At 73.7% G+C, this 18,049-nt stretch carries 16 protein-coding genes; 8 read left to right on the forward strand and 8 right to left on the reverse strand.

The window, feature by feature from the left end:
- Positions 1-10 precede the first annotated feature (10 nt).
- Together ABZ565_RS08835 and ABZ565_RS08840 are read right to left on the reverse strand one after the other, a co-directional pair.
- Positions 11-583 (reverse strand): DUF305 domain-containing protein, encoded by a 573-nt coding sequence (locus ABZ565_RS08835; RefSeq protein WP_361022295.1) that lies wholly within the window; start codon positions 581-583, stop codon positions 11-13.
- A 77-nt stretch (positions 584-660) separates the two neighbouring features.
- Positions 661-1,596 carry a DUF1996 domain-containing protein gene (locus ABZ565_RS08840; RefSeq protein WP_361022298.1) on the reverse strand — a complete coding sequence of 312 codons (936 nt, stop codon included), beginning with the start codon at positions 1,594-1,596 and terminating at the stop codon, positions 661-663.
- A gap of 284 nt (positions 1,597-1,880) precedes the next feature.
- On the opposite strand from ABZ565_RS08840, the gene ligA reads away from it, so the two are divergent.
- From ligA to secD, 4 genes are all read left to right on the forward strand, one after another.
- Positions 1,881-3,980 carry an NAD-dependent DNA ligase LigA gene (ligA, locus tag ABZ565_RS08845; RefSeq protein ID WP_361022637.1) on the forward strand — a complete coding sequence of 700 codons (2,100 nt, stop codon included), beginning with the start codon at positions 1,881-1,883 and terminating at the stop codon, positions 3,978-3,980.
- Positions 3,981-4,143: 163 nt separating this feature from the next.
- Entirely contained in the window at positions 4,144-4,956 is an 813-nt protein-coding gene (locus ABZ565_RS08850; RefSeq protein ID WP_361022301.1) for a rod shape-determining protein, read from the forward strand.
- Complete coding sequence (locus ABZ565_RS08855) at positions 4,953-5,549, forward strand: hypothetical protein (protein WP_361022304.1); 597 nt, start codon at positions 4,953-4,955, stop codon at positions 5,547-5,549. The genes ABZ565_RS08850 and ABZ565_RS08855 overlap by 4 nt, the downstream gene beginning before the upstream one ends.
- A gap of 44 nt (positions 5,550-5,593) precedes the next feature.
- Positions 5,594-7,885, forward strand: coding sequence for a protein translocase subunit SecD (gene secD / locus ABZ565_RS08860; protein WP_361022307.1), 2,292 nt, complete (start codon positions 5,594-5,596; stop codon positions 7,883-7,885).
- Positions 7,886-7,935: 50 nt separating this feature from the next.
- Here the strand turns inward: secD and ABZ565_RS08865 are convergent, their stop codons facing one another.
- Entirely contained in the window at positions 7,936-8,745 is an 810-nt protein-coding gene (locus ABZ565_RS08865) for a helix-turn-helix transcriptional regulator (protein ID WP_361022309.1), read from the reverse strand.
- Positions 8,746-8,808: 63 nt separating this feature from the next.
- On the opposite strand from ABZ565_RS08865, the gene ABZ565_RS08870 reads away from it, so the two are divergent.
- Entirely contained in the window at positions 8,809-9,114 is a 306-nt protein-coding gene (locus ABZ565_RS08870) for a 4a-hydroxytetrahydrobiopterin dehydratase (protein WP_361022312.1), read from the forward strand.
- A gap of 4 nt (positions 9,115-9,118) precedes the next feature.
- Here the strand turns inward: ABZ565_RS08870 and ABZ565_RS08875 are convergent, their stop codons facing one another.
- The gene (locus tag ABZ565_RS08875; protein WP_361022315.1) at positions 9,119-10,081 is read right to left on the reverse strand and encodes a LysR family transcriptional regulator; all 963 of its coding nucleotides are present in this window, start codon (positions 10,079-10,081) and stop codon (positions 9,119-9,121) included.
- Between the two features lie 101 nt (positions 10,082-10,182).
- Between ABZ565_RS08875 and ABZ565_RS08880 the strand changes: the two genes are divergently transcribed.
- Both ABZ565_RS08880 and ABZ565_RS08885 read left to right on the forward strand, forming a co-directional pair.
- On the forward strand, positions 10,183-10,923 hold the full coding sequence (locus tag ABZ565_RS08880) for a methyltransferase domain-containing protein (protein WP_361022318.1): 741 nt from the start codon (positions 10,183-10,185) through the stop codon (positions 10,921-10,923).
- Between the two features lie 78 nt (positions 10,924-11,001).
- Positions 11,002-11,937 (forward strand): class I SAM-dependent methyltransferase, encoded by a 936-nt coding sequence (locus ABZ565_RS08885; RefSeq protein ID WP_361022321.1) that lies wholly within the window; start codon positions 11,002-11,004, stop codon positions 11,935-11,937.
- Positions 11,938-12,022: 85 nt separating this feature from the next.
- Here ABZ565_RS08885 and ABZ565_RS08890 read toward each other — a convergent pair whose 3' ends face one another.
- The 3 genes from ABZ565_RS08890 to ABZ565_RS08900 form a co-directional block, all read right to left on the reverse strand.
- Positions 12,023-12,859: an aldo/keto reductase gene (locus ABZ565_RS08890; protein WP_361022324.1), complete on the reverse strand. Its 837-nt coding sequence runs from the start codon at positions 12,857-12,859 to the stop codon at positions 12,023-12,025.
- A 94-nt stretch (positions 12,860-12,953) separates the two neighbouring features.
- Positions 12,954-14,753: an AMP-binding protein gene (locus tag ABZ565_RS08895; protein ID WP_361022327.1), complete on the reverse strand. Its 1,800-nt coding sequence runs from the start codon at positions 14,751-14,753 to the stop codon at positions 12,954-12,956.
- Positions 14,754-15,089: 336 nt separating this feature from the next.
- Positions 15,090-15,974: a LysR substrate-binding domain-containing protein gene (locus ABZ565_RS08900; RefSeq protein WP_361022330.1), complete on the reverse strand. Its 885-nt coding sequence runs from the start codon at positions 15,972-15,974 to the stop codon at positions 15,090-15,092.
- 135 nt (positions 15,975-16,109) lie between these two features.
- On the opposite strand from ABZ565_RS08900, the gene ABZ565_RS08905 reads away from it, so the two are divergent.
- Complete coding sequence (locus tag ABZ565_RS08905) at positions 16,110-17,123, forward strand: bile acid:sodium symporter family protein (protein WP_361022333.1); 1,014 nt, start codon at positions 16,110-16,112, stop codon at positions 17,121-17,123.
- Here ABZ565_RS08905 and fdhD read toward each other — a convergent pair.
- Positions 17,120-17,956: a formate dehydrogenase accessory sulfurtransferase FdhD gene (gene fdhD / locus ABZ565_RS08910; protein ID WP_361022336.1), complete on the reverse strand. Its 837-nt coding sequence runs from the start codon at positions 17,954-17,956 to the stop codon at positions 17,120-17,122. The genes ABZ565_RS08905 and fdhD overlap by 4 nt on opposite strands.
- Positions 17,957-18,049 lie beyond the last annotated feature (93 nt).

Consider the following 18,049-nt stretch of genomic DNA (forward strand, 5'->3'; position numbering starts at 1 on the left):
GACCCGGAGGTCAGCCGGAGCCCTCGGGCAGGGCGGGCAGCCGGGCGATCTCGGCCGTGCGGGCCGCGACCAGGGAGGCGGCGAGCCGCTTGGCGTCCTGCCGGGTACCGGCCCCGGTCTCCGACCGTGAGACCTGTGCGGTCTGGCGCAGGTGGTCCCCGATCCGGTCCACCAGGAACCGGTCGAAGGCCGCGCCCTTCAGCGAGTGGGCCCTGCGGAGGTCGTCGGCCGTCACCATGCCCGGCATCCGGTGGCCCTCGTGCACATTGGTGTCCGGGAGCCCCATGCGGGTCAGCAGCGGTCGCAGCCGGCCCAGTTCACCGTTCTGGGAGGACCGCAGACGCACGGCCCAGCGCCGTACACCGGCGTCCCCGGAGCGGTCGGCGGCGAGGGAGAGGAGCGCCACCGCCTGCTCGTTCATGGGGGTCATCAGCTGTACCCAGGCGGCGTCCGTCGGGTCGGCGGGGGCGCCGGTGGCCGAGGGGGACGGTGGGGGAGTGCTCCGCGTGCCGGCCGCCGGGGAGCCGCAGCCGGCCAGGAGGAGGAGCAGGGTGAGCGCCGACACGCGGCGGGCCGCATTCATCGCGGGCTCCCTCGGGAGAGGGCCCGCCCGGGGCGCGCGGCTCCGGACGGGCGGGTGGAGACGGGGACGCGGAGGGGTCAGGGGGTGCCGTCGGCCCCGCACTTGATGATGGCGTTGATGCAGTCGCGGACGCGCTGCGCCAGTTCGTTCTCGGGCCACACGTTGAAGAAGTCGCCGTGCATCGTGTAGCCGGGCCCGGACGCCAGCCGGAACCGGGACGGGTCGCCGTTGACCGGGTACCGCAGCACCTGGCGGAGCTTGGGCACCGGCACGGGGTGCGTGGACGGGCACCCGCCGTTGACCGGGTACGACATGTGGCTCTTGTGGTCGGGTGAGTCGAGGTCCTTGCCGTTCCAGCACTGCGGGAAGTCGAGGTACGACTCCAGCATCGCGCCCGCCGGGCAGTTGACGAAGTCGTGCGACGGGTTGACCTCGCCGTGGTGCAGGCACGACCAGCGCGAGATGGTGTTGTCGTTCGGTCCGGTCGCCTTCGCGTTGCCCGCCACGATCCTCAGCCCCCGGGGAAAGGGCCTGATCTGCCGGATGACGTCGTCGCGGACGCCCTCGCCCAGGTAGTAGAACGTGGTGCCGGTGGGCTCCACCTCCTTGTTCCCGTCGTACAGGGTGGGCACCCAGTACGACGACAGGTCGATGTCGGGCGAGCAGGTGGTGCGGGCCTTCTCCAGCGAGGCGAGGTCGGAGCGGCCGTTCGTGGAGTCGTTGCCGAAGAAGCTGTGCATGTGCGAGGCGCCGGGCAGGCCCGGGAAGACGATCGGGTCGTCCGGGGCCCGGTGCGTGTAGGGGCACTCCGCCAGGAACTCGGCCACTCGTACGACGTCGGCGGCGGCCTTGGGGGCGGCGGCGGAGGGGCCGGCGGAGGCGCTGCCGGTGGTGGCCTGGAGGAAGGTCAGGGCGAGCGCGGCGGCGGCGAGCGCCGCCGTGCGGTACCGCCGGGGCGGTGAGGTTCTGCGGTGGCTGTCTGAGCCGCTGCGTCGCGGACGGAAGAAGAGCACGGCACTCCTGTTCGGGGAAGCGGTGGGGGGATGTGCCCTGATCATGGGCGGCTGATCAGGCGAGAGAGCGCTCTCTGTGAGGGAACGTAGAAGCGTGGCGAGGGCATGTCAACAGAGGGTGTGACCCTTCGATTACTTGCGTTTCGCCGCCGAATGGGTGGCGCCAAGGGCTGGAGAGCGCTCTCTCGCGATAATTTTGGCTGTTCCTGCCGCCCGACAGGTGGAGAGAGCGCTCTCCGGGGTTCCGTCGCGCGGCGAGGGCGTTGTCAGTGGCGAACGGCAGGATGGAGGACATGACGAACTCAGCAGTCGTGCTCGCCGATTACGCCTCCTACGCCGCCGCCGTCGAGGAGGCCGCGCAGGCCGCCGCCGCGTACTACGCCACGGGCGAGAGCACGCTCGACGACGACGCGTACGACCGCCTGGCGCGCGGCATCGCCGCGTACGAGCGGGAGCATCCGCGGGAGGTGCTGCCCGCCTCGCCGACCGGCAAGGTGGCGGGCGGCGCGGCCGTCGGGGACGTGCCGCACACCGTGCCGATGCTCTCCCTCGACAACGTCTTCTCCGCCGAGCAGTTCGCCACCTGGACCGCGTCGCTGGAGCGCCGGATCGGACGGCCCGTCACCGCGTGGAGCGTCGAGCCGAAGCTCGACGGGCTCGCGGTCGCCGCGCGGTATCACGGGGGCCGCCTGGAACGGCTGATCACCCGGGGCGACGGGACCGCCGGTGAGGACGTCTCCCACGCCATCGGGACCGTCGTCGGGCTGCCCGAGCAGCTCGCGGAGCCGGTCACGGTCGAGATACGCGGCGAGATCCTGATGACCACCGAGCAGTTCGAGCAGGCCAACGCGGTCCGCACCGAGCACGGCGGCGCCCCCTTCGCCAACGCGCGCAACGGCGCCGCGGGCACCCTGCGCGCCAAGGACCGCGCGTACACGGTGGAGATGACGTTCTTCGCGTACGGCGCCCTGCCGCTGCCCGACTCCGGCGAACCGGCCGCCGCGCTCGCCGAGCTGCCGCACAGCCAGGTGCTCGGCCGGGTCGCGGAGCTCGGCGTACACACCGCCGCGGACACGGAGGTCGCGCCGCGCACCGCCGCCACCGTCGAGGAGGTCCAGGCCCGGATCGAGGAAGTCGCCGCGCTGCGCGCCGCGTTGCCGTTCGGGATCGACGGCATCGTCATCAAGGCGGACCTGGCCGCCGACCGGCGCGACGCCGGTTCCGGCTCCCGGGCCCCGCGCTGGGCCATCGCCTACAAGCTGCCCGCGGTCGAGAAGGTCACCCGCCTCCTCGGCGTCGAGTGGAACGTGGGCCGCACCGGCATCATCGCGCCGCGCGCCGTGCTGGAGCCCGTCGAGATCGACGGCTCGACCGTCGGTTACGCCACCCTGCACAACCCGGCCGACATCACCCGCCGGGACCTGCGCGTCGGCGACCACGTGATGGTCTACAAGGCGGGCGACATCATCCCCCGCATCGAGGCGCCCGTCGCCCATCTGCGCACCGGTGACGAACAGCCCATCGTCTTCCCCGAGGCGTGCCCCCAGTGCGGTTCGGAGATCGACAGCAGCGAGCAGCGCTGGCGCTGCGTGCGCGGCCGTGACTGCCGTGTCGTCGCCTCCGTCTCGTACGCCGCCGGGCGCGACCAGCTCGACATCGAAGGGCTCGGCACGACCCGGGTCGTCCAGCTGGTCGACGCCGGGCTCGTCACCGACTTCGCCGACCTGTTCATGCTGGAACGCGAGCAGCTGCTCACGCTCGACCGGATGGGGGAGACCAGCACCGACAACCTGCTGGCCGCGATCGACGCGGCCCGCTCGCAGCCCCTCTCCCGGGTGTTCTGCGCCCTCGGCGTGCGCGGCACCGGGCGCTCCATGTCCCGCCGGATCGCCCGCCACTTCGCGGAGATGGACCGGATCAGGGCCGCCGGTGAGGAGGAGTTGCAGCAGGTGGACGGCATAGGCAAGGAGAAGGCGGCGGGCGTCGTCGCGGAGCTGGCCGAGCTCGCCCCGCTCATCGACAAGCTGGTCGCCGCCGGTCTCACGATGACCGAACCGGGCGCGACCCCGCCGCCCGCACCCGGGCAGGAGCCCGACGACGAGACGGCCGCCGGTGCCGACGGTGCCCCGCTGGCCGGGATGACCGTGGTGGTCACCGGTGCCATGACGGGCGTGCTGGAGAAGCTGTCGCGCAACCAGATGAACGAGCTGGTCGAGCGGGCCGGCGGGAAGTCCTCCTCCAGCGTCTCCAAGCGCACGACGCTCCTGGTGGCCGGCGAGAAGGCGGGCTCCAAGCGGGCCAAGGCGGAGGACCTGGGGGTGCGGATCGCGACGCCGGAGGAGTTCGCGGAGCTGATGGCGGATTTCCTGCCGGTCGACGCGTAAGCGTCACGCGCTTCGTGCTCGGGGCCGGGCCGTGTCCTTCGATTTTGCGTGGGAGTGGCTTTCTTTGCCTCCCTATTGCATAGTGAGGGCTCGGCCATGCCTCGCGATCAGCGGGTCACTGGGTGTGTGTACGGCCGCGGCTGCGTGCCGGGGGTGAGGGGCGATGCGTTCTTTGCGCGACGGACGGCACCACGACCGCTCCGTCCACCGGCACTACCGGGGCGCCACCCGGGGCCTCGCCCTCGACCTCGGCAGCTCCCGCACCAGGGCGTGGGTCCCCGGCCAGGGAGTCGTCGCGGACACCGTCCATGGGACCGGTGAGTACGGGCCCGGCCGTCCCGTCCGGCGCGGACGCATCGTGGACCCGGAGTCGTGCGGCCGGATGCTGGCCCGCATCGCGGACCGGGCCCTGGGCGAGCGCCGCGAGGACGCGGTCATCGTCCTCAGCCACCCCGTGCTCGCCGGCCCCGGACACCGGGACGCGGCCCGCGACCTGCTCCGCGCGCTCGGCCCCTCGGACGTCATCGTCCTGGACAGCGCCCGGGCCGCCGCCGCGTGCGCCGGGCCGGGGGACGGCGGCCCGCTCCTCGTCCTCGACATCGGCGCCGAGCTGACCGAGGCGACCCTGCTCGTGGACGGCCTGGTGCGCGACGCACGGCTCGCCGAGACCGGGCTCAGCGACCTGGAACCGGGCGAACCGCCCACCGCCGCCGTCCGCGCCGTCCTGGACATGGTCATGGCCATGTGGCGGCAGGATCCGCACGGCGCGCTGCTCGGCGCCCTGCGCAGGGGGCCGCTGCTCGCCGGAGGCGGTGCGCTGCGCCCGGACGTCACCAACCGGATAGCGGTCCGCCTCGGCGTCCCGGTCCGGCGCACGGACGACCCTGCCACCACGGTCGTGCGCGGGGCCGGACTGGTCCTCAGCTCCGTCCTCCGCCACGCCACGGCGCCCGCCCTGCCCGGCCGCCCCCGGTGACCCCGCTCCCGGGGCCGCCCCCGGGGAGCGCGCACCCGGGGCGCCCGTCCGCCGCGCGGCACTGCCTCGTCGCGCTGCTCCTCGCCGTGCTCGCCCTCGTCGGCGGCGCGCCCGCGGAGTCCGGGGCGGGCCTCCCCGTACGCGCGACGGCGGCCCATGCCGCGACGGCCGCCTCCGGCCTCCCCGTACGGGAGGCGACCGCCGAGCGCTCCACCGGGGCGGCCGAGGCGTCCGGGGCGCACCGGACCGCCCCGCCCACCGCACCCCGGACCGCCCCGCCCGCCGCGGCCGTCCCGCCGCCCGCCACCGTCGACCGGGGCCAGGACACCACCCCGTGGGCCGCCGCCGAGCACCCCCGTACCGCACACCAGTTGCCCCCGCCCGGCCCCGGCGGGCTCGTCCCGTGCCCCGCGCGGGCCCCGCTTCCGCGTCGCGCCCCCTGGTCCGTCCGTACCGCCCCCGCCTCCGCCGTCCAGCGCCCGCGCGTGGCGCTGCCCGGCGTGCGCGGGCCTCCGAGTGCCGGTGTCCACCGGCCCGGGGACCGCGTTCCGGTCCCGCGACCCATCAACGCCGTGCCGTTCCCGCCGTCCTGACCGGGGTGGGGGCGCGCCCGGCGCTCCCTCGGAGGAAACCCGCAATGACGCGCGCCACCACGGTGCGGGCGGTACTGGCTGCGGCCGTGCTGCTCGTCTCCGTGTTCATCACGCTGACCATGTCACCCAGACTCGGCCTCGATCTGCAGGGCGGCACCCGCATGGTGCTCCAGGCCGAGGACTCCGACACCGCGAAGGCCGACCGCGAGAGCACCGACCGCACCCTGGAGGTGCTGCGCCGGCGCATCGACTCGCTCGGGGTGACGGAGCCGACCCTCACCCGGTCCGGCGAGGACCGGATCATCGTGGAGCTCCCGGACGTCCAGGACCCGCGCAAGGCCGCCGACGTCATCGGCAAGACCGCCCAGCTGACCTTCCACGCCGTCCAGGGCCCCGGCGCGACCGCCGAGGACGGCAAGGGCCCGACCCTGCCCGACGAACAGGGCCGCGCACTGGCCCTCGGCCCCGCCGCGCTCTCCGGAGCCGGGGTCAAGGAGGCGTCCGCGTCCTTCGACGCCCAACAGGGCGCCGGCTGGACCGTGTCGCTCGACTTCCACAAGGACGCCGGCCGAAACTGGACCCGGCTGACCGGCGAGGCGGCCTGCCACCCGGTGCAGGACGAGCGGCGCCGGGTCGCCATCGTGCTCGACAAGCGGGTCATCTCCTCGCCGCAGGTCTCGCCGACGGTGTCCTGCGGCACGGGCCTGCCCTCCGGCTCCACCCGGATCACCGGCTCGTTCAGCGCGGACGAGGCCCGCGAACTCGCCCTGCTGATCGAGGGCGGCGCGCTGCCCGTGCCCGTCGAGATCGTGGAGCAGCGGACGGTCGGCCCGACGCTCGGCGCCGCCGCGATCGACGCCAGCGCGCGGGCCGCCCTGATCGGCGCGGCGGCCACCGCGCTGTTCATCATCGTCATCTACCGCCTCTTCGGCGCCCTCGCCGCCGTGGCGCTCGCGGCGTACGGAGTGATCTCGTACGCGGCCCTCGTCGCCCTCGGCGTCACGCTGACCCTGCCCGGGCTCGCCGGTTTCGTGCTGGCGATCGGCATGGCCGTCGACGCGAACGTGCTGGTCTTCGAGCGGGCCAGGGAGGAGTACGCCGGGCGGCCCGGCAGGAGCCTGCGCGCCTCGCTCGCCGCCGGGTTCAAGGGCGCCTGGACCGCCGTCGCCGACTCCAACGTGACGACGCTCATCGCGGCCGGACTGCTGTTCCTCCTCGGCTCCGGACCGGTCAAGGGGTTCGGTGTCACGCTCGCCATCGGCGTCCTGGCCTCGATGTTCTCCGCGCTGGTCGTCGCCCGCGCCCTCACCGAGATCGCCGCCCGTTCGCGCTTCGTCGCTGACTACCGGGGCGTCAACGGCATCGCGATCCCGGGCCGGGTGCGGACCTGGCTCACCCGGCGCGAGCCGCAGCTCATGCGCTTCCCGCGCCGCTGGCTGACGGTCTCCGCCGTCCTGATCGCGGTGGCCGTCGCGGGCATCGTGGTGCGCGGGGTGAACCTCGGCGTCGAGTTCACGGGCGGCCGGCTGGTCGAATACTCCACCAGCCGCCCCGTGGACGTGGAGACCGCGCGCACCGCCCTGGCGGGCGCCGGGTTCGGGGACGCGGAGGTCACCACGGCCGGCGCGGGCGACATCTCCGTGCGCACCGGGGAGCTCGACAACGACGGCGAACACGCGCTACGGGCCGCCCTGGCAGCGGAGGGCGGCGAGACCACCAAGGTCCGCGACGAGCTGATCGGCCCCAGCCTCGGCGACGAACTGCGGCGCAACGCCCTGATCGCCCTGGCCATCGCCGTACTCGTGCAGCTGGCCTATCTGGCGGTCCGGTTCCGCTGGACGTTCGCCGTCGCCTCGGTCGGGGCGCTCGTGCACGACGTGATCATTCTGATCGGGGCCTTCGCCTGGCTGGGCCGCACCGTCGACGGCATCTTCCTGGCGGCGCTCCTCACCGTCATCGGGTACTCCGTCAACGACTCGGTCGTGGTCTTCGACCGGGTGCGGGAACTGTGGGCGAAGGCCCGCCGCACACCACTGGCGGACGTGGCGAACCGAGCGGTCCTGCAGACCGTGCCCCGGACGGTGAACACCGGGATGGGCGCCCTGTTCATCCTCACCGCCCTCGCCGTTCTCGGCGGTGACTCGCTGGCGGACTTCGCGCTCGCCCTGCTGATCGGCATCGTCGTCGGTACGTACTCCTCGGTGCTGACCGCCGTACCGGCCGCGCTGCTGCTGGAACGCACCAGCAAGGTGCCGCCGCCCGCCCGCACCCGGGCCCCGCGCGCCCGGCAGGGCGCCGGACGCCGCGACCCGCACGACAACGGGGCGCGGGTGTAGCGCGGACGGGCCCGTGTCACCCCCACCGGCGGACACGGGCCCGGCCCCCCTCAGGGCACCAGCGAGCGCAGATACGCGGCGGTGTCCGCATCGGCCGGCAGCAGCGTCTCGATGGCCAGCTCCGCCACCGTCACGTCCATCGGCGTGTTGAACGTGGCGATCGAGGCGACGAAGGACAGCACGTGCCCGTCGTGCTCGATGACCAGAGGCAGGGCGAACGGCACCGACGACGAGGGCGGCTGCCAGTCCTCGTGCCCGTCCGGGCCCGCCGCCAGCGGGTACCCCGCGACCTCCTCGTACAGCTCGCGCAGCTCCGGCGAACGGACCAGCGCGATCTGGCGCTCCATCTGGGCCAGCAGATCCGCCCGCCACTCGCGCAGGTTCCGGATGCGCGGGGCCAGGCCCTCCGGGTGCAGGGTGAGCCGCATCGCGTTCAGCGGCGGGGCCAGGAGGTGTTCCGGTACGCCGTCGAGCAGCCGGGTCATCCCCTGATTGGCCGCCACCACGGTGTACGTCCCGTCCACGACGAACGCCGGATACGGGTCGTAGCCCCGCAGCAGCCGGTCGAGGCCGTCCCGGAGCGCCCCCATCGCCGGGTCGTCGAGCGCGGTCTCCGCGTAGTGCGGGGCGTAACCGGCCATCACCAGCAGGGCGTTGCGCTCCCGTACCGGCACGTCCAGGTGCTCGGCGAGCCGCAGCACCATCTCCTCGCTGGGGCGCGAGCGGCCCGTTTCGATGAACGAGATGTGCCGGGCCGAGGAGCCGGCCCGCAGCGCGAGCTCCAGCTGACTGATCCGGCGCCGCTCCCGCCAGCTGCGCAGCAGCGGTCCTACCCCCGTGTCGAGCGCGACAGTTGTCATACGGAGACCGTAACGTCACCGGCACCGCCGACCGGCATCGACCACCAGTGAGGGAGCCGCCCCATGCCCGCCGCACCGCTGCCGCGGAACGAGATCGAGGACCGGCTGCGCGAGCTGCCCGGCTGGTCGCTGGATGAGGACCGGATCGGCCGCACCTACCGGCTGCCCTCGCACTTCGCCGCCGCCGCCCTCGCGATGCACGTCGCCGCGATCCAGGACGAGCTGAACCACCACAGCGACCTGACGCTCGGCTACAACACCGTCGCCCTCTCCGTGAACTCGCACGACGCGGGCGGCAAGGTCACCGAGAAGGACCTCGGCCTCGCCACCAGGGTCGCGGCGGTGGCGCCGGGCCACGGGGCGGAGTAGCCCCTCACACCGCGGCGCCGAACCCGGGGTGCGCGGCGAGCCAGCGCGTGTAGCTCTCGCTGCGTTCCACCGCCTGGGCGTACGCCGCCCGGGTGTGCCCGCTCACCGCTCCGGCCGCCGCCGACGCGGCGGCCGAGCGGGGGTGCCACCCCAGCAGGTGGCGCCAGCTGAGCGGCGCCCCGGCGACCGGACGCGTCACGACCCCCGGCGTCGGCGGGAACGTCGCCCGGCACAGCCCCACCGCGCGCCCCACCTGGACGAGATGGACGACGGACGAGGTGTCCGTCTCGTACACCGACACCGGGCGGAAGCCCGCCCGCGCGCACGCCGCCACGAAGCAGTCGGCGAAGCAGCCGTCGCCCGGCACATCCGCCCAGCACTCGTCCGCCAGCTCGGACAGCCCCAACTCGTCCCGGCCGGCGAGCGGATGGGTCTCGGGCAGCATGACGAAGACGGGGTCGACCCCGATGACCTGCCACTCCAGCCGGTCCGTCTCCGGCGGGGCACTCTCGCCGCAGGTCCCGATGAGCGCGAAGTCGAGCCGCCCGTCCACCAGTTGGGAGGCGATCTCGGCCACGGACCAGGAGGTGTAGGTGGACACCGGCGCGGCCGGGTGCGCGGCCGCCAGCCGGTCCACGAGGCCGCCGAGGAGCGGGCCGTGCGTGCCGCCCAGCCGGAACCGCTCCATGGACCCCGTCGCGTTGGCGAACCGGACCGCCTCCTCCTGGAGTTCGCTGACGGCGGGCAGGACGACACGGGCGCGCTCCAGGACGAGTTCGCCCAGCGGTGTCGCCCGCGCGCCCGTGTGGTCACGGTCGAACAGCGGGCCGCCGAGCGCCTTCTCGATCCGCCGCAGCTGTGCGCTGAGCGCGGGCTGGGCGAGGCCCAGCGCGGTGGCGGCCTTGGTCAGGCTGCCCGTGTCGGCGATGGCACGTACGGTTCGCAGATGGCGCAACTCCAGCTCCATCACCGCACGTTATGGCCACCGTCGCCGCACGGCAATACGTTGGTGGTTCAGACCTCTGGTTCGCGCCCACGGACACCGATCATGGCTTGGAGCCCCTCCCGATGCTGGATTACAACCAGGAGGCCGCGGTCTACGACGACACGCGGGGCGGGCTGCCGCGCGCCGAGGCGGCGGCCGCCGCCGTGCTCGGCCTGGTGCCGGACACGGCGCGCTCCCTGCTGGACATCGGCTGCGGTACGGGCCTGGTCACCGGGCGGATCGCCGCCGGCCGGCCCGGGCTGCGGGTGACCGGCTCCGACGCCGCGCACGGCATGGCCGCCGTCGCCCGGCAGCGCGTCGGCGCCGTCGTGCTCGCCGACGCCCGCAGGCTGCCCCTGCCCGACGCGGCGGTGGACGCGGTCTCGGCCGTCTGGCTGCTGCACCTGCTGCGCGAACCGGGCGCGGTCCCGGCGGTGGTGGCCGAGGCCGCGCGGGTGCTGCGGCCGGGCGGGGTGTTCGTCACCACCGTCGACAAGGACGCCGCGCACGACGTGGGCAGCGACATCGACGAGGCGTTCGCCCCGTATCTGGCGCCGACCCCGGCCGACGGCACGGACCTGGTCGTCGCCCATGCGGGGGAGGGCGGCCTCGAAGTGGTGGGCGATGCGTTCTTCACCGGGCACGGGCAGGGCCGGTCGCCGGTCAGCGCGGCACGCGGGGTCCGGCGGGGTTACTACACCTCCCGCCTGGTCCTGCCGGGCGACTCCGCCGAACAGCTCGTCCGGGACCTGGCCGCCCTGCCGGACCAGGACCGCCGGCGCGGCGACCCGGAGTACCGGCTGCTGGCCTTCCGGCGCGGGTAGCCGGTCCACCGCCCTCGGCGACTTGCCGGAACGGCAAGGATGTTTGCCTCCGTGGCGGCGCGTGGTGACCCTGGTGCCATGAGCAACCACTCCGGCCACGGCCACCACCACGACGGCCGCCAGGGCCTGGACCACGAGCCCTCCGCGCACGGGCACCACCACGGCGGGTCCGAACCCGACTGGGACGTCATGGCCCCGCTCCTGGAGCGCAACGCCGAGCTCAGCAGCGCGCAGTACACCGAGGCGGCCCGCTGGATCGCCGCCCTGCCCACCGCCCCGAAGGTCCGCCGGGTCCTCGACGTCGGCGCCGGCCCCGGTGTCGTCGCCTGCCTGCTCGCCGAGGTGTTCCCGGACGCCGAGGTCGTCGCCGTCGACGGCACCCCCGCCCTCCTCGACCGCACCCGGGACCGGGCGCGGCGGCTCGGTCTCGACGGCCGCGTCACCACCCTCCACGCCACCCTCCCCGAGGAACTCTCCGCCCTGGGCGAGGCCGACCTGATCTGGGCCGGAAACACCCTGCACCACATGGGCGACCAGCGCGCCGTGCTCGCCGGCTTCGGCGGGCTGCTGCGCCCCGGCGGCACCGTCGCCCTGGTCGAGGGCGGGCTCCAGGCCCGGCAGCTCCCTCGCGACCTGGGCTTCGGCAGGCCCGGGATCGAGGCCCGGATGGAGGCCGCCGAGGCGGAGCTCTTCCAGGAGATGCGCGCGGAGCTGCCCGACGCCCGGCGCGAGGTCGAGAACTGGGCGGCCCTGTTCGGCGCGGCCGGCCTCACCCCGCAGGGCACCCGCAGCTTCCTGCTCGACCTGCCCGCGCCCCTCGGCGACGCGGCCCGCGAACAGGTCGTCGCGGACTTCACCCGCCGCCGCGACGGGCTGCGCGACCATCTGGACGCCGACGACAACGCCGTGCTCGACCGGCTTCTCGACCCCGAGGACCCGGCGTCCCTGCACCGCCGCCCGGACGTCTTCCTGCTCCTGGCCCGCACCCTCCACCTGGGCCGGCGCGACGCCTGAGCCCGCCCGCGTACGACGAAACCGCCGCCCCCGGCTCGCGTACGAGCGGGGGCGGCGGTCCCGTCAGGCTTCGGCGACCGGGCGATCAGGCGCCGGCGTTGAACTCGCCCGGGTTCGGGCCGAGCCGCTTGCCCTCGTCCAGCGCCGCGAACGCGGCCAGGTCGTCGGCGTCCAGCTCGAAGTCGAACACGTCGATGTTCTCCGCGATCCGCGACGGCGTCACGGACTTCGGGATCACCACGTTGCCCGTCTGGAGGTGCCAGCGGAGCACCGCCTGGGCGGGCGTGCGGTTGTGCTTGCGGGCGACCGCGACGACCGTCGGGACCTCCAGGAGGCCCTTGCCGGAACCGAGCGGCGACCACGCCTCGGTGAGGATGCCGTGCTTGGCGTGCAGGGCGCGCGACTCGGCCTGCTGGAGCTGCGGGTGCAGCTCGATCTGGTTGAGCACCGGCACCACGGAGGTCTCACCGAGCAGCCGCTCCAGGTGCTCCGGGAGGAAGTTCGACACACCGATGGCCTTCGCGCGGCCGTCGGCGTAGATCTTCTCGAACGCCCGGTAGGTGTCGACGTACGCGTCCTTGGCCGGCGTCGGCCAGTGGATCAGGTACAGGTCGACGTAGTCGAGGCCCAGCTTCTCCAGCGAGGCGTCGAAGGCGCGCAGCGTCGAGTCGTAACCCTGCTCGCTGTTCCACAGCTTGGTGGTCACGAACAGGTCGTCGCGGGCGACGCCGGAGGCGGCGATGGCCTTGCCCGTGCCCGCCTCGTTCTGGTAGATCGCGGCGGTGTCGATGCTGCGGTACCCGGACTCGATGGCGGTGGTGACCGCCTTCGTCGCCTCGTCGTCCGGCACCTGCCAGACTCCGAACCCGAGCTGGGGCATCTCGATGCCGTTGTTGAGGGTGAGGGAGGGGACCTGGCTCACGAGCTGAGGATCCTAACGTTGAAGGGGGTGGGACTCCCAGGGTCAACGATCAAGAACGCCCACGCATTCCCGGCCGCCGCGATCCGTCCCCCGCTCAGCGGTACAGCGCGTCCACCTCGGCCTCGTACGCCGTCTCGATCGCCTTGCGCTTCAGCTTCAGCGACGGGGTGAGCAGTCCGTGCTGCTCGCTGAACTGGTGCGCCAGGATGCGGAACGTACGGATGGACTCCGCCTGTGAGACCGCGGTGTTCGCCGCCACCACCGCCCGGCGCACCTCCATCTCCAGGTCCGGGTCGCGGACCAGCTCGCCCGGGGACAGCGACGTGCGCCCCTGCATCGTCAGCCAGTGCTCCACGGCCTCCTGGTCGACGGTGACCAGCGCCGCCACATAGGGCCGGTCGTTGCCGACGACGATGCACTGCGCCACCAGCGGATGCGCCCGCACCCGCTCCTCCAGCGCTGCCGGCGACACGCTCTTGCCGCCGGACGTCACCAGGATCTCCTTCTTCCGCCCGGTGATCGTCAGATAACCGTCCTCGTCCAGCGCCCCCAGGTCCCCGGTGGCCAGCCAGCCGTCGTTGAGCACCGCGTCGGTCGCCTTCGGGTCGCCGAGGTACCCGCCGAAGACGTGGGCCCCGTGCACCCACACCTCCCCGTCCGCCGCGATGTGCACCGTGCTGCCGGGGATCGGCTGCCCGACCGTGCCGTACCGGGTGCGCTCCGGCGGATTCGCGGTGGCCGCCGCCGTCGTCTCGGTCAGCCCGTATCCCTCGTACACCGTCACCCCGGCGCCCGCGAAGAAGAGCCCGAGGCTGCGCTCCATGCCCGAGCCGCCCGACATGGCGTGCCGGATGCGGCCGCCCATCGCCTCGCGGACCTTCTTGTACACGACCTTGTCGAAGAACTGGTGCTGCATCCGCAGCCCGGCCGAGGGGCCGGGGCCGGTGCCGAAGGCCCGGGCCTCCATCGCCTCCGCGTACTTCACCGCGATGTCGACGGCCTTGTCGAACGGCCCCGCCCTGCCTTCCGCCTCCGCCTTGCGCCGGGCCGCGTTGAAGACCTTCTCGAAGATGTACGGCACCGCCAGGATGAACGTCGGCCGGAACGAGACCAGGTCCGGCATCAGGGCCTTCGCGGACAGCTCCGGCTGGTGCCCGAGCTTGACCCGGCCCCGGATCGCGGTGATCTCCACCATCCGCCCGAAGACGTGGGCCAGCGGCAGGAAGAGCAGTGTGACCGCCTCGTCGCCCGGTCTGGAGTGGAAGACCGACTCCCACCGCGAGGCCATGGTGTCCGCCTCGAACATGAAGTTGGCGTGCGTGAGGACGCAGCCCTTGGGGCGGCCCGTGGTGCCCGAGGTGTAGATGACGGTCGCCACCGACTCCGGGGTCACCGCCCGCCGGTGCCGGTGCACCACCTCGTCCTCGACGTGCGCACCCGCCTCGACCAGCTCCGCCACCGCGCCGGCGTCCAGCTGCCACAGCCGCTTCAGCTGGGGCAGCCGGTCGATGACCGAGGCCACCGTCATCGCGTGGTCCTCGTGCTCCACCATCACCGCCGACACCTCGGCGTCGTGCAGCATCCACAGCACCTGCTCGGCGGAGGACGTCGGGTAGACCGGCACCGACTGGGCGCCCACCGCCCACAGCGCGAAGTCGAACAGGGTCCACTCGTAGCGCGTACGCGACATCAGGGCGACCCGGTCCCCGAACCGCACGCCGTGCGCGATCAGCCCCTTGGCCAGCGCCAGCACCTCGTCGCGGAACGCGGCCGACGTCACGTCCTGCCAGTTTCCGTCCGCGTCCTTTCGGCCGAGTGCGACCCGGTGCGGCTCCTCGTCGGCATGCTCGAACACCACATCGGCGAGCCCGCCCACGAGGGGCGCGGCCGCCATGGGGGGGACAGTGAACTCGCGCAATGACCTGCTCCTTGTGGTGCTCCGCACGGCGCCGCGACGCTACCCCAAGGGGCGTCCCCGCGGGAGTGTCCGGAACGGTGCGTACCGCATGGTATCTGCACTGGTCAGGGGCCGAAATTAGGCCAGATGGGCAAGGCTCGGGCGCGCTTGGGACCGCGGGGTAAGCGGCTCGCGCGGGAATCTCCACCGAATCTGTACGCCGCGATCACTGCTGGTGTGGGGGGCTGTGTCCCGGTATGGCCGGTCCGGGGCGATCGGCCCACCCGGCGCCGACGGTCGCGTCCCGGGCATTCTCCCCCTCGTGAGGGCCGGTCATGCCGGTGCACGCCCACGAACCCCGCGGATCAGCCGGTCGCCGCCCGCCAGGATCGCCGTCGCCAGCGCGTCCGCCGCCTGCTGCGCACCGCCCCGGCGCCTGCCGTGCAGCAGGACGAAGTCCACCCCGCCCAGCTCCGGCAGCCCCGCCCGGCCCGGCACCGGTTCCAGGCCGGGCGGCACCAGACCCCGGGTGTGCGCCATCACGCCGAGCCCCGCGTGGGCGGCCGCCACCAGGCCGCTGAGGCTGCCGCTCGTGCACGCGATCCGCCACGAGCGGCCCTGCTCCTCCAGCGCCTCCAGGGCCCGCGCCCGGGTGATGCCCGGCGGCGGGAAGACGACCAGCGGCACCGGACGGTCCGGGTCGAGCCTGATCCCCGGCGCGCCGATCCAGACCAGGGCGTCCTGCCAGACCAGCTGCCCGTGCGTGTCCCCGGCCCGCCGCTTGGCCAGCACCAGATCCAGACGGCCCGCCTCCAGCTGCCGGTGCAGGGTTCCCGACAGCTCCACGGTCAGCTCCAGCTCGACCTGCGGATGGTCGCGCCGGAACGCCTGGAGGATGTCGGGCAGCCGGGTCCGCACGAAGTCCTCCGAGGCGCCGAACCGCAGCCGCCCGCGCAGCCGCGTCCCGGTGAAGTACGCCGACGCCCGCTCGTGTGCCGCCATGATCGTCCGTGCGAAGCCGAGCATCGCCTCGCCGTCCGCCGTGAGATCGACGCGGTGGGTGTCCCGGGCGAACAGCTGCCGCCCGGTCGCCTCCTCCAGCCGGCGCACATGCTGGCTCACGGTGGACTGCCGCACCCCGAGCCGGCGGGCGGCGGCGGTGAAGGACAGGGTCTGGGCGACGGCCAGAAAGGTGCGCAGCTGCACGGGGTCGTACATGCCCGGCAGGCTATCGCCAAGCGTGATGACAGTCAGAGCGGTGTACGGGTTTCCCGATCGGAGGGCCTCCGAGCAGGATGGTTCCCGGGCACGCCCGACCCCATCGGGACAGACGTCGAGAGAAACGTGGAGCAGATGAGCCGCCGCCGCATCCCGCAGCCGCCGTCCTGGCTGCCGGTCGACCCGTACATAGCGGCGCTGATCGGCACGGTCGTCCTCGCGGCACTGCTGCCGGCCTCGGGCCCGGCCGCCGAGGTGGCCGGCGGGGCCTCCACGGGCGCGGTCGCGCTTCTCTTCTTCCTGTACGGGGCGCGCCTGTCCACGGCCGAGGCGCTGGACGGGCTGCGCCACTGGCGGCTCCACCTCACGGTCCTGGCCTGCACCTTCGTCGTCTTCCCGCTGCTGGGCCTGGCGAGCGCGGGCCTCGTACCGTACGTCCTGGCGCCGCAGCTGCAGAGCGGCTTCCTCTTCCTGTGCCTCGTGCCCTCGACCATCCAGTCCTCGATCGCCTTCACCTCGATCGCCCGGGGCAACGTGCCCGCCGCGATCTGCGCGGGGTCCTTCTCCTCGATCGCCGGGATCTTCCTCACCCCGCTCCTCGCCGCCGCGCTGCTCGGCGGCAGCGGGGGCGGGTTCTCCGGCGACGCCCTGCTGAAGATCGGCGTCCAGCTGCTGCTGCCGTTCGCCCTGGGCCAGCTGCTGCGGCGCCGCATCGGGGGCTTCGTCGCCCGGCACCGCAAGGTCCTCGGACTGGTCGACCGGGGCTCGATCCTGCTCGTCGTCTACACCGCGTTCAGCGAGGGCATGGTCGCCGGCATCTGGCACCAGGTGACCCCGGCCAGGCTCGGCGCGCTCCTCGCCGCCGAGGCGGTGCTGCTCGCGCTGATGCTCGCGGTGACCTGGTACGGCGCGAAGCGCCTCGGCTTCGGCCGGGCGGACCGCATCGCGATCCAGTTCGCCGGGTCCAAGAAGAGCCTGGCCTTCGGGCTGCCCATGGCCGGCGTCCTCTTCGGCGCACAGGCGAGCCTGGCGGTGCTGCCCCTGATGCTCTTCCACCAGATGCAGCTGATGGTCTGCGCGGTGATCGCCAGGCGGCGCGCCCGCGACGCCCAGGAGGCGCCGACGCCCGAGGCCGTACCGGTGGGTTAGCCCGCGTCCAGCGCGATGCGGTGCTCTCCGGCGTACACGTTCATCGAGGGCCCCCGCAGGAAGCCGACCAGGGTCAGGCCCGTCTCGGCGGCCAGGTCGACGGCGAGGGACGAGGGCGCCGAGACGGCCGCCAGTACCGGTATGCCGGCCATCACCGCCTTCTGCGCCAGCTCGAACGAGGCCCGCCCCGACACCAGCAGGATCGACCGGGACAGCGGCAGCCGCCCGTCCGTCAGCGCCCGGCCCACCAGCTTGTCGACGGCGTTGTGCCGACCGACGTCCTCCCGTACGTCCATCAGCTCGCCGGTCTCCGAGAACAGCGCCGCCGCGTGCAGGCCCCCGGTCCGGTCGAAGACCCGCTGGGCCGCCCGCAGCCGGTCAGGGAGCCCGGCCAGCAGCGCGGGCTCCACCAGCAGCGGGGGAAGGTCGGCGACGGGGTGCCGGGTCGTGGTGCGGACGGCGTCCAGACTGGCCTTGCCGCACAGCCCGCAGGAGGACGTGGTGTAGACGTTGCGCTCCAGCGTGATGTCGGGGACCTCGACGCCCGCTGCGAGCCCGACGTCCACCACGTTGTACGTGTTGGCCCCGTCGTCGGTCGCGCCCGCGCAGTACACGATCGACCGCACATCGCCCCGGTCGCCGATCACGCCCTCGCTGACCAGGAAGCCCGCCGCCAGCGCGAAGTCGTCGCCCGGGGTGCGCATGGTGATGGCCAGCGGCTTCCCGTTCAGCCGGATCTCCAGGGGCTCCTCGGCGACGAGGGTGTCGGGGCGGGTGGAGACGGCCCCGTCCCGGATGCGGATGGTGCGGCGGCGCTCGGTGACCCGTCCCATGACCGTTGGACCCGATTCTGTACGTGAGGGGCCTGACGGGCCCCGGGATGGTGGCTGCTCGCGGGCGCACGAGACGCGTCCCCGACGGTGACA

The organism is Streptomyces sp. NPDC016469 (genome assembly GCF_040632905.1).
Taxonomy (GTDB): Bacteria; Actinomycetota; Actinomycetes; order Streptomycetales; family Streptomycetaceae; genus Streptomyces.

Excerpts from the sequence above, each read along its gene's own strand:
- ligA (WP_361022637.1), top strand. The coding sequence starts at position 1,881 with ATGGAGGACATGACGAACTCAGCAGTCGTGCTCGCCGATTACGCCTCC.
- ABZ565_RS08900 (WP_361022330.1), bottom strand. The coding sequence starts at position 15,974 with ATGTACGACCCCGTGCAGCTGCGCACCTTTCTGGCCGTCGCCCAGACC.
- secD (WP_361022307.1), top strand. The coding sequence starts at position 5,594 with ATGACGCGCGCCACCACGGTGCGGGCGGTACTGGCTGCGGCCGTGCTG.
- ABZ565_RS08895 (WP_361022327.1), bottom strand. The coding sequence starts at position 14,753 with ATGGCGGCCGCGCCCCTCGTGGGCGGGCTCGCCGATGTGGTGTTCGAG.
- ABZ565_RS08835 (WP_361022295.1), bottom strand. The coding sequence starts at position 583 with ATGAATGCGGCCCGCCGCGTGTCGGCGCTCACCCTGCTCCTCCTCCTG.
- ABZ565_RS08870 (WP_361022312.1), top strand. The coding sequence starts at position 8,809 with ATGCCCGCCGCACCGCTGCCGCGGAACGAGATCGAGGACCGGCTGCGC.
- ABZ565_RS08875 (WP_361022315.1), bottom strand. The coding sequence starts at position 10,081 with ATGGAGCTGGAGTTGCGCCATCTGCGAACCGTACGTGCCATCGCCGAC.
- ABZ565_RS08880 (WP_361022318.1), top strand. The coding sequence starts at position 10,183 with ATGCTGGATTACAACCAGGAGGCCGCGGTCTACGACGACACGCGGGGC.
- ABZ565_RS08905 (WP_361022333.1), top strand. The coding sequence starts at position 16,110 with ATGAGCCGCCGCCGCATCCCGCAGCCGCCGTCCTGGCTGCCGGTCGAC.
- ABZ565_RS08850 (WP_361022301.1), top strand. The coding sequence starts at position 4,144 with ATGCGTTCTTTGCGCGACGGACGGCACCACGACCGCTCCGTCCACCGG.
- ABZ565_RS08865 (WP_361022309.1), bottom strand. The coding sequence starts at position 8,745 with ATGACAACTGTCGCGCTCGACACGGGGGTAGGACCGCTGCTGCGCAGC.
- fdhD (WP_361022336.1), bottom strand. The coding sequence starts at position 17,956 with ATGGGACGGGTCACCGAGCGCCGCCGCACCATCCGCATCCGGGACGGG.
- ABZ565_RS08885 (WP_361022321.1), top strand. The coding sequence starts at position 11,002 with ATGAGCAACCACTCCGGCCACGGCCACCACCACGACGGCCGCCAGGGC.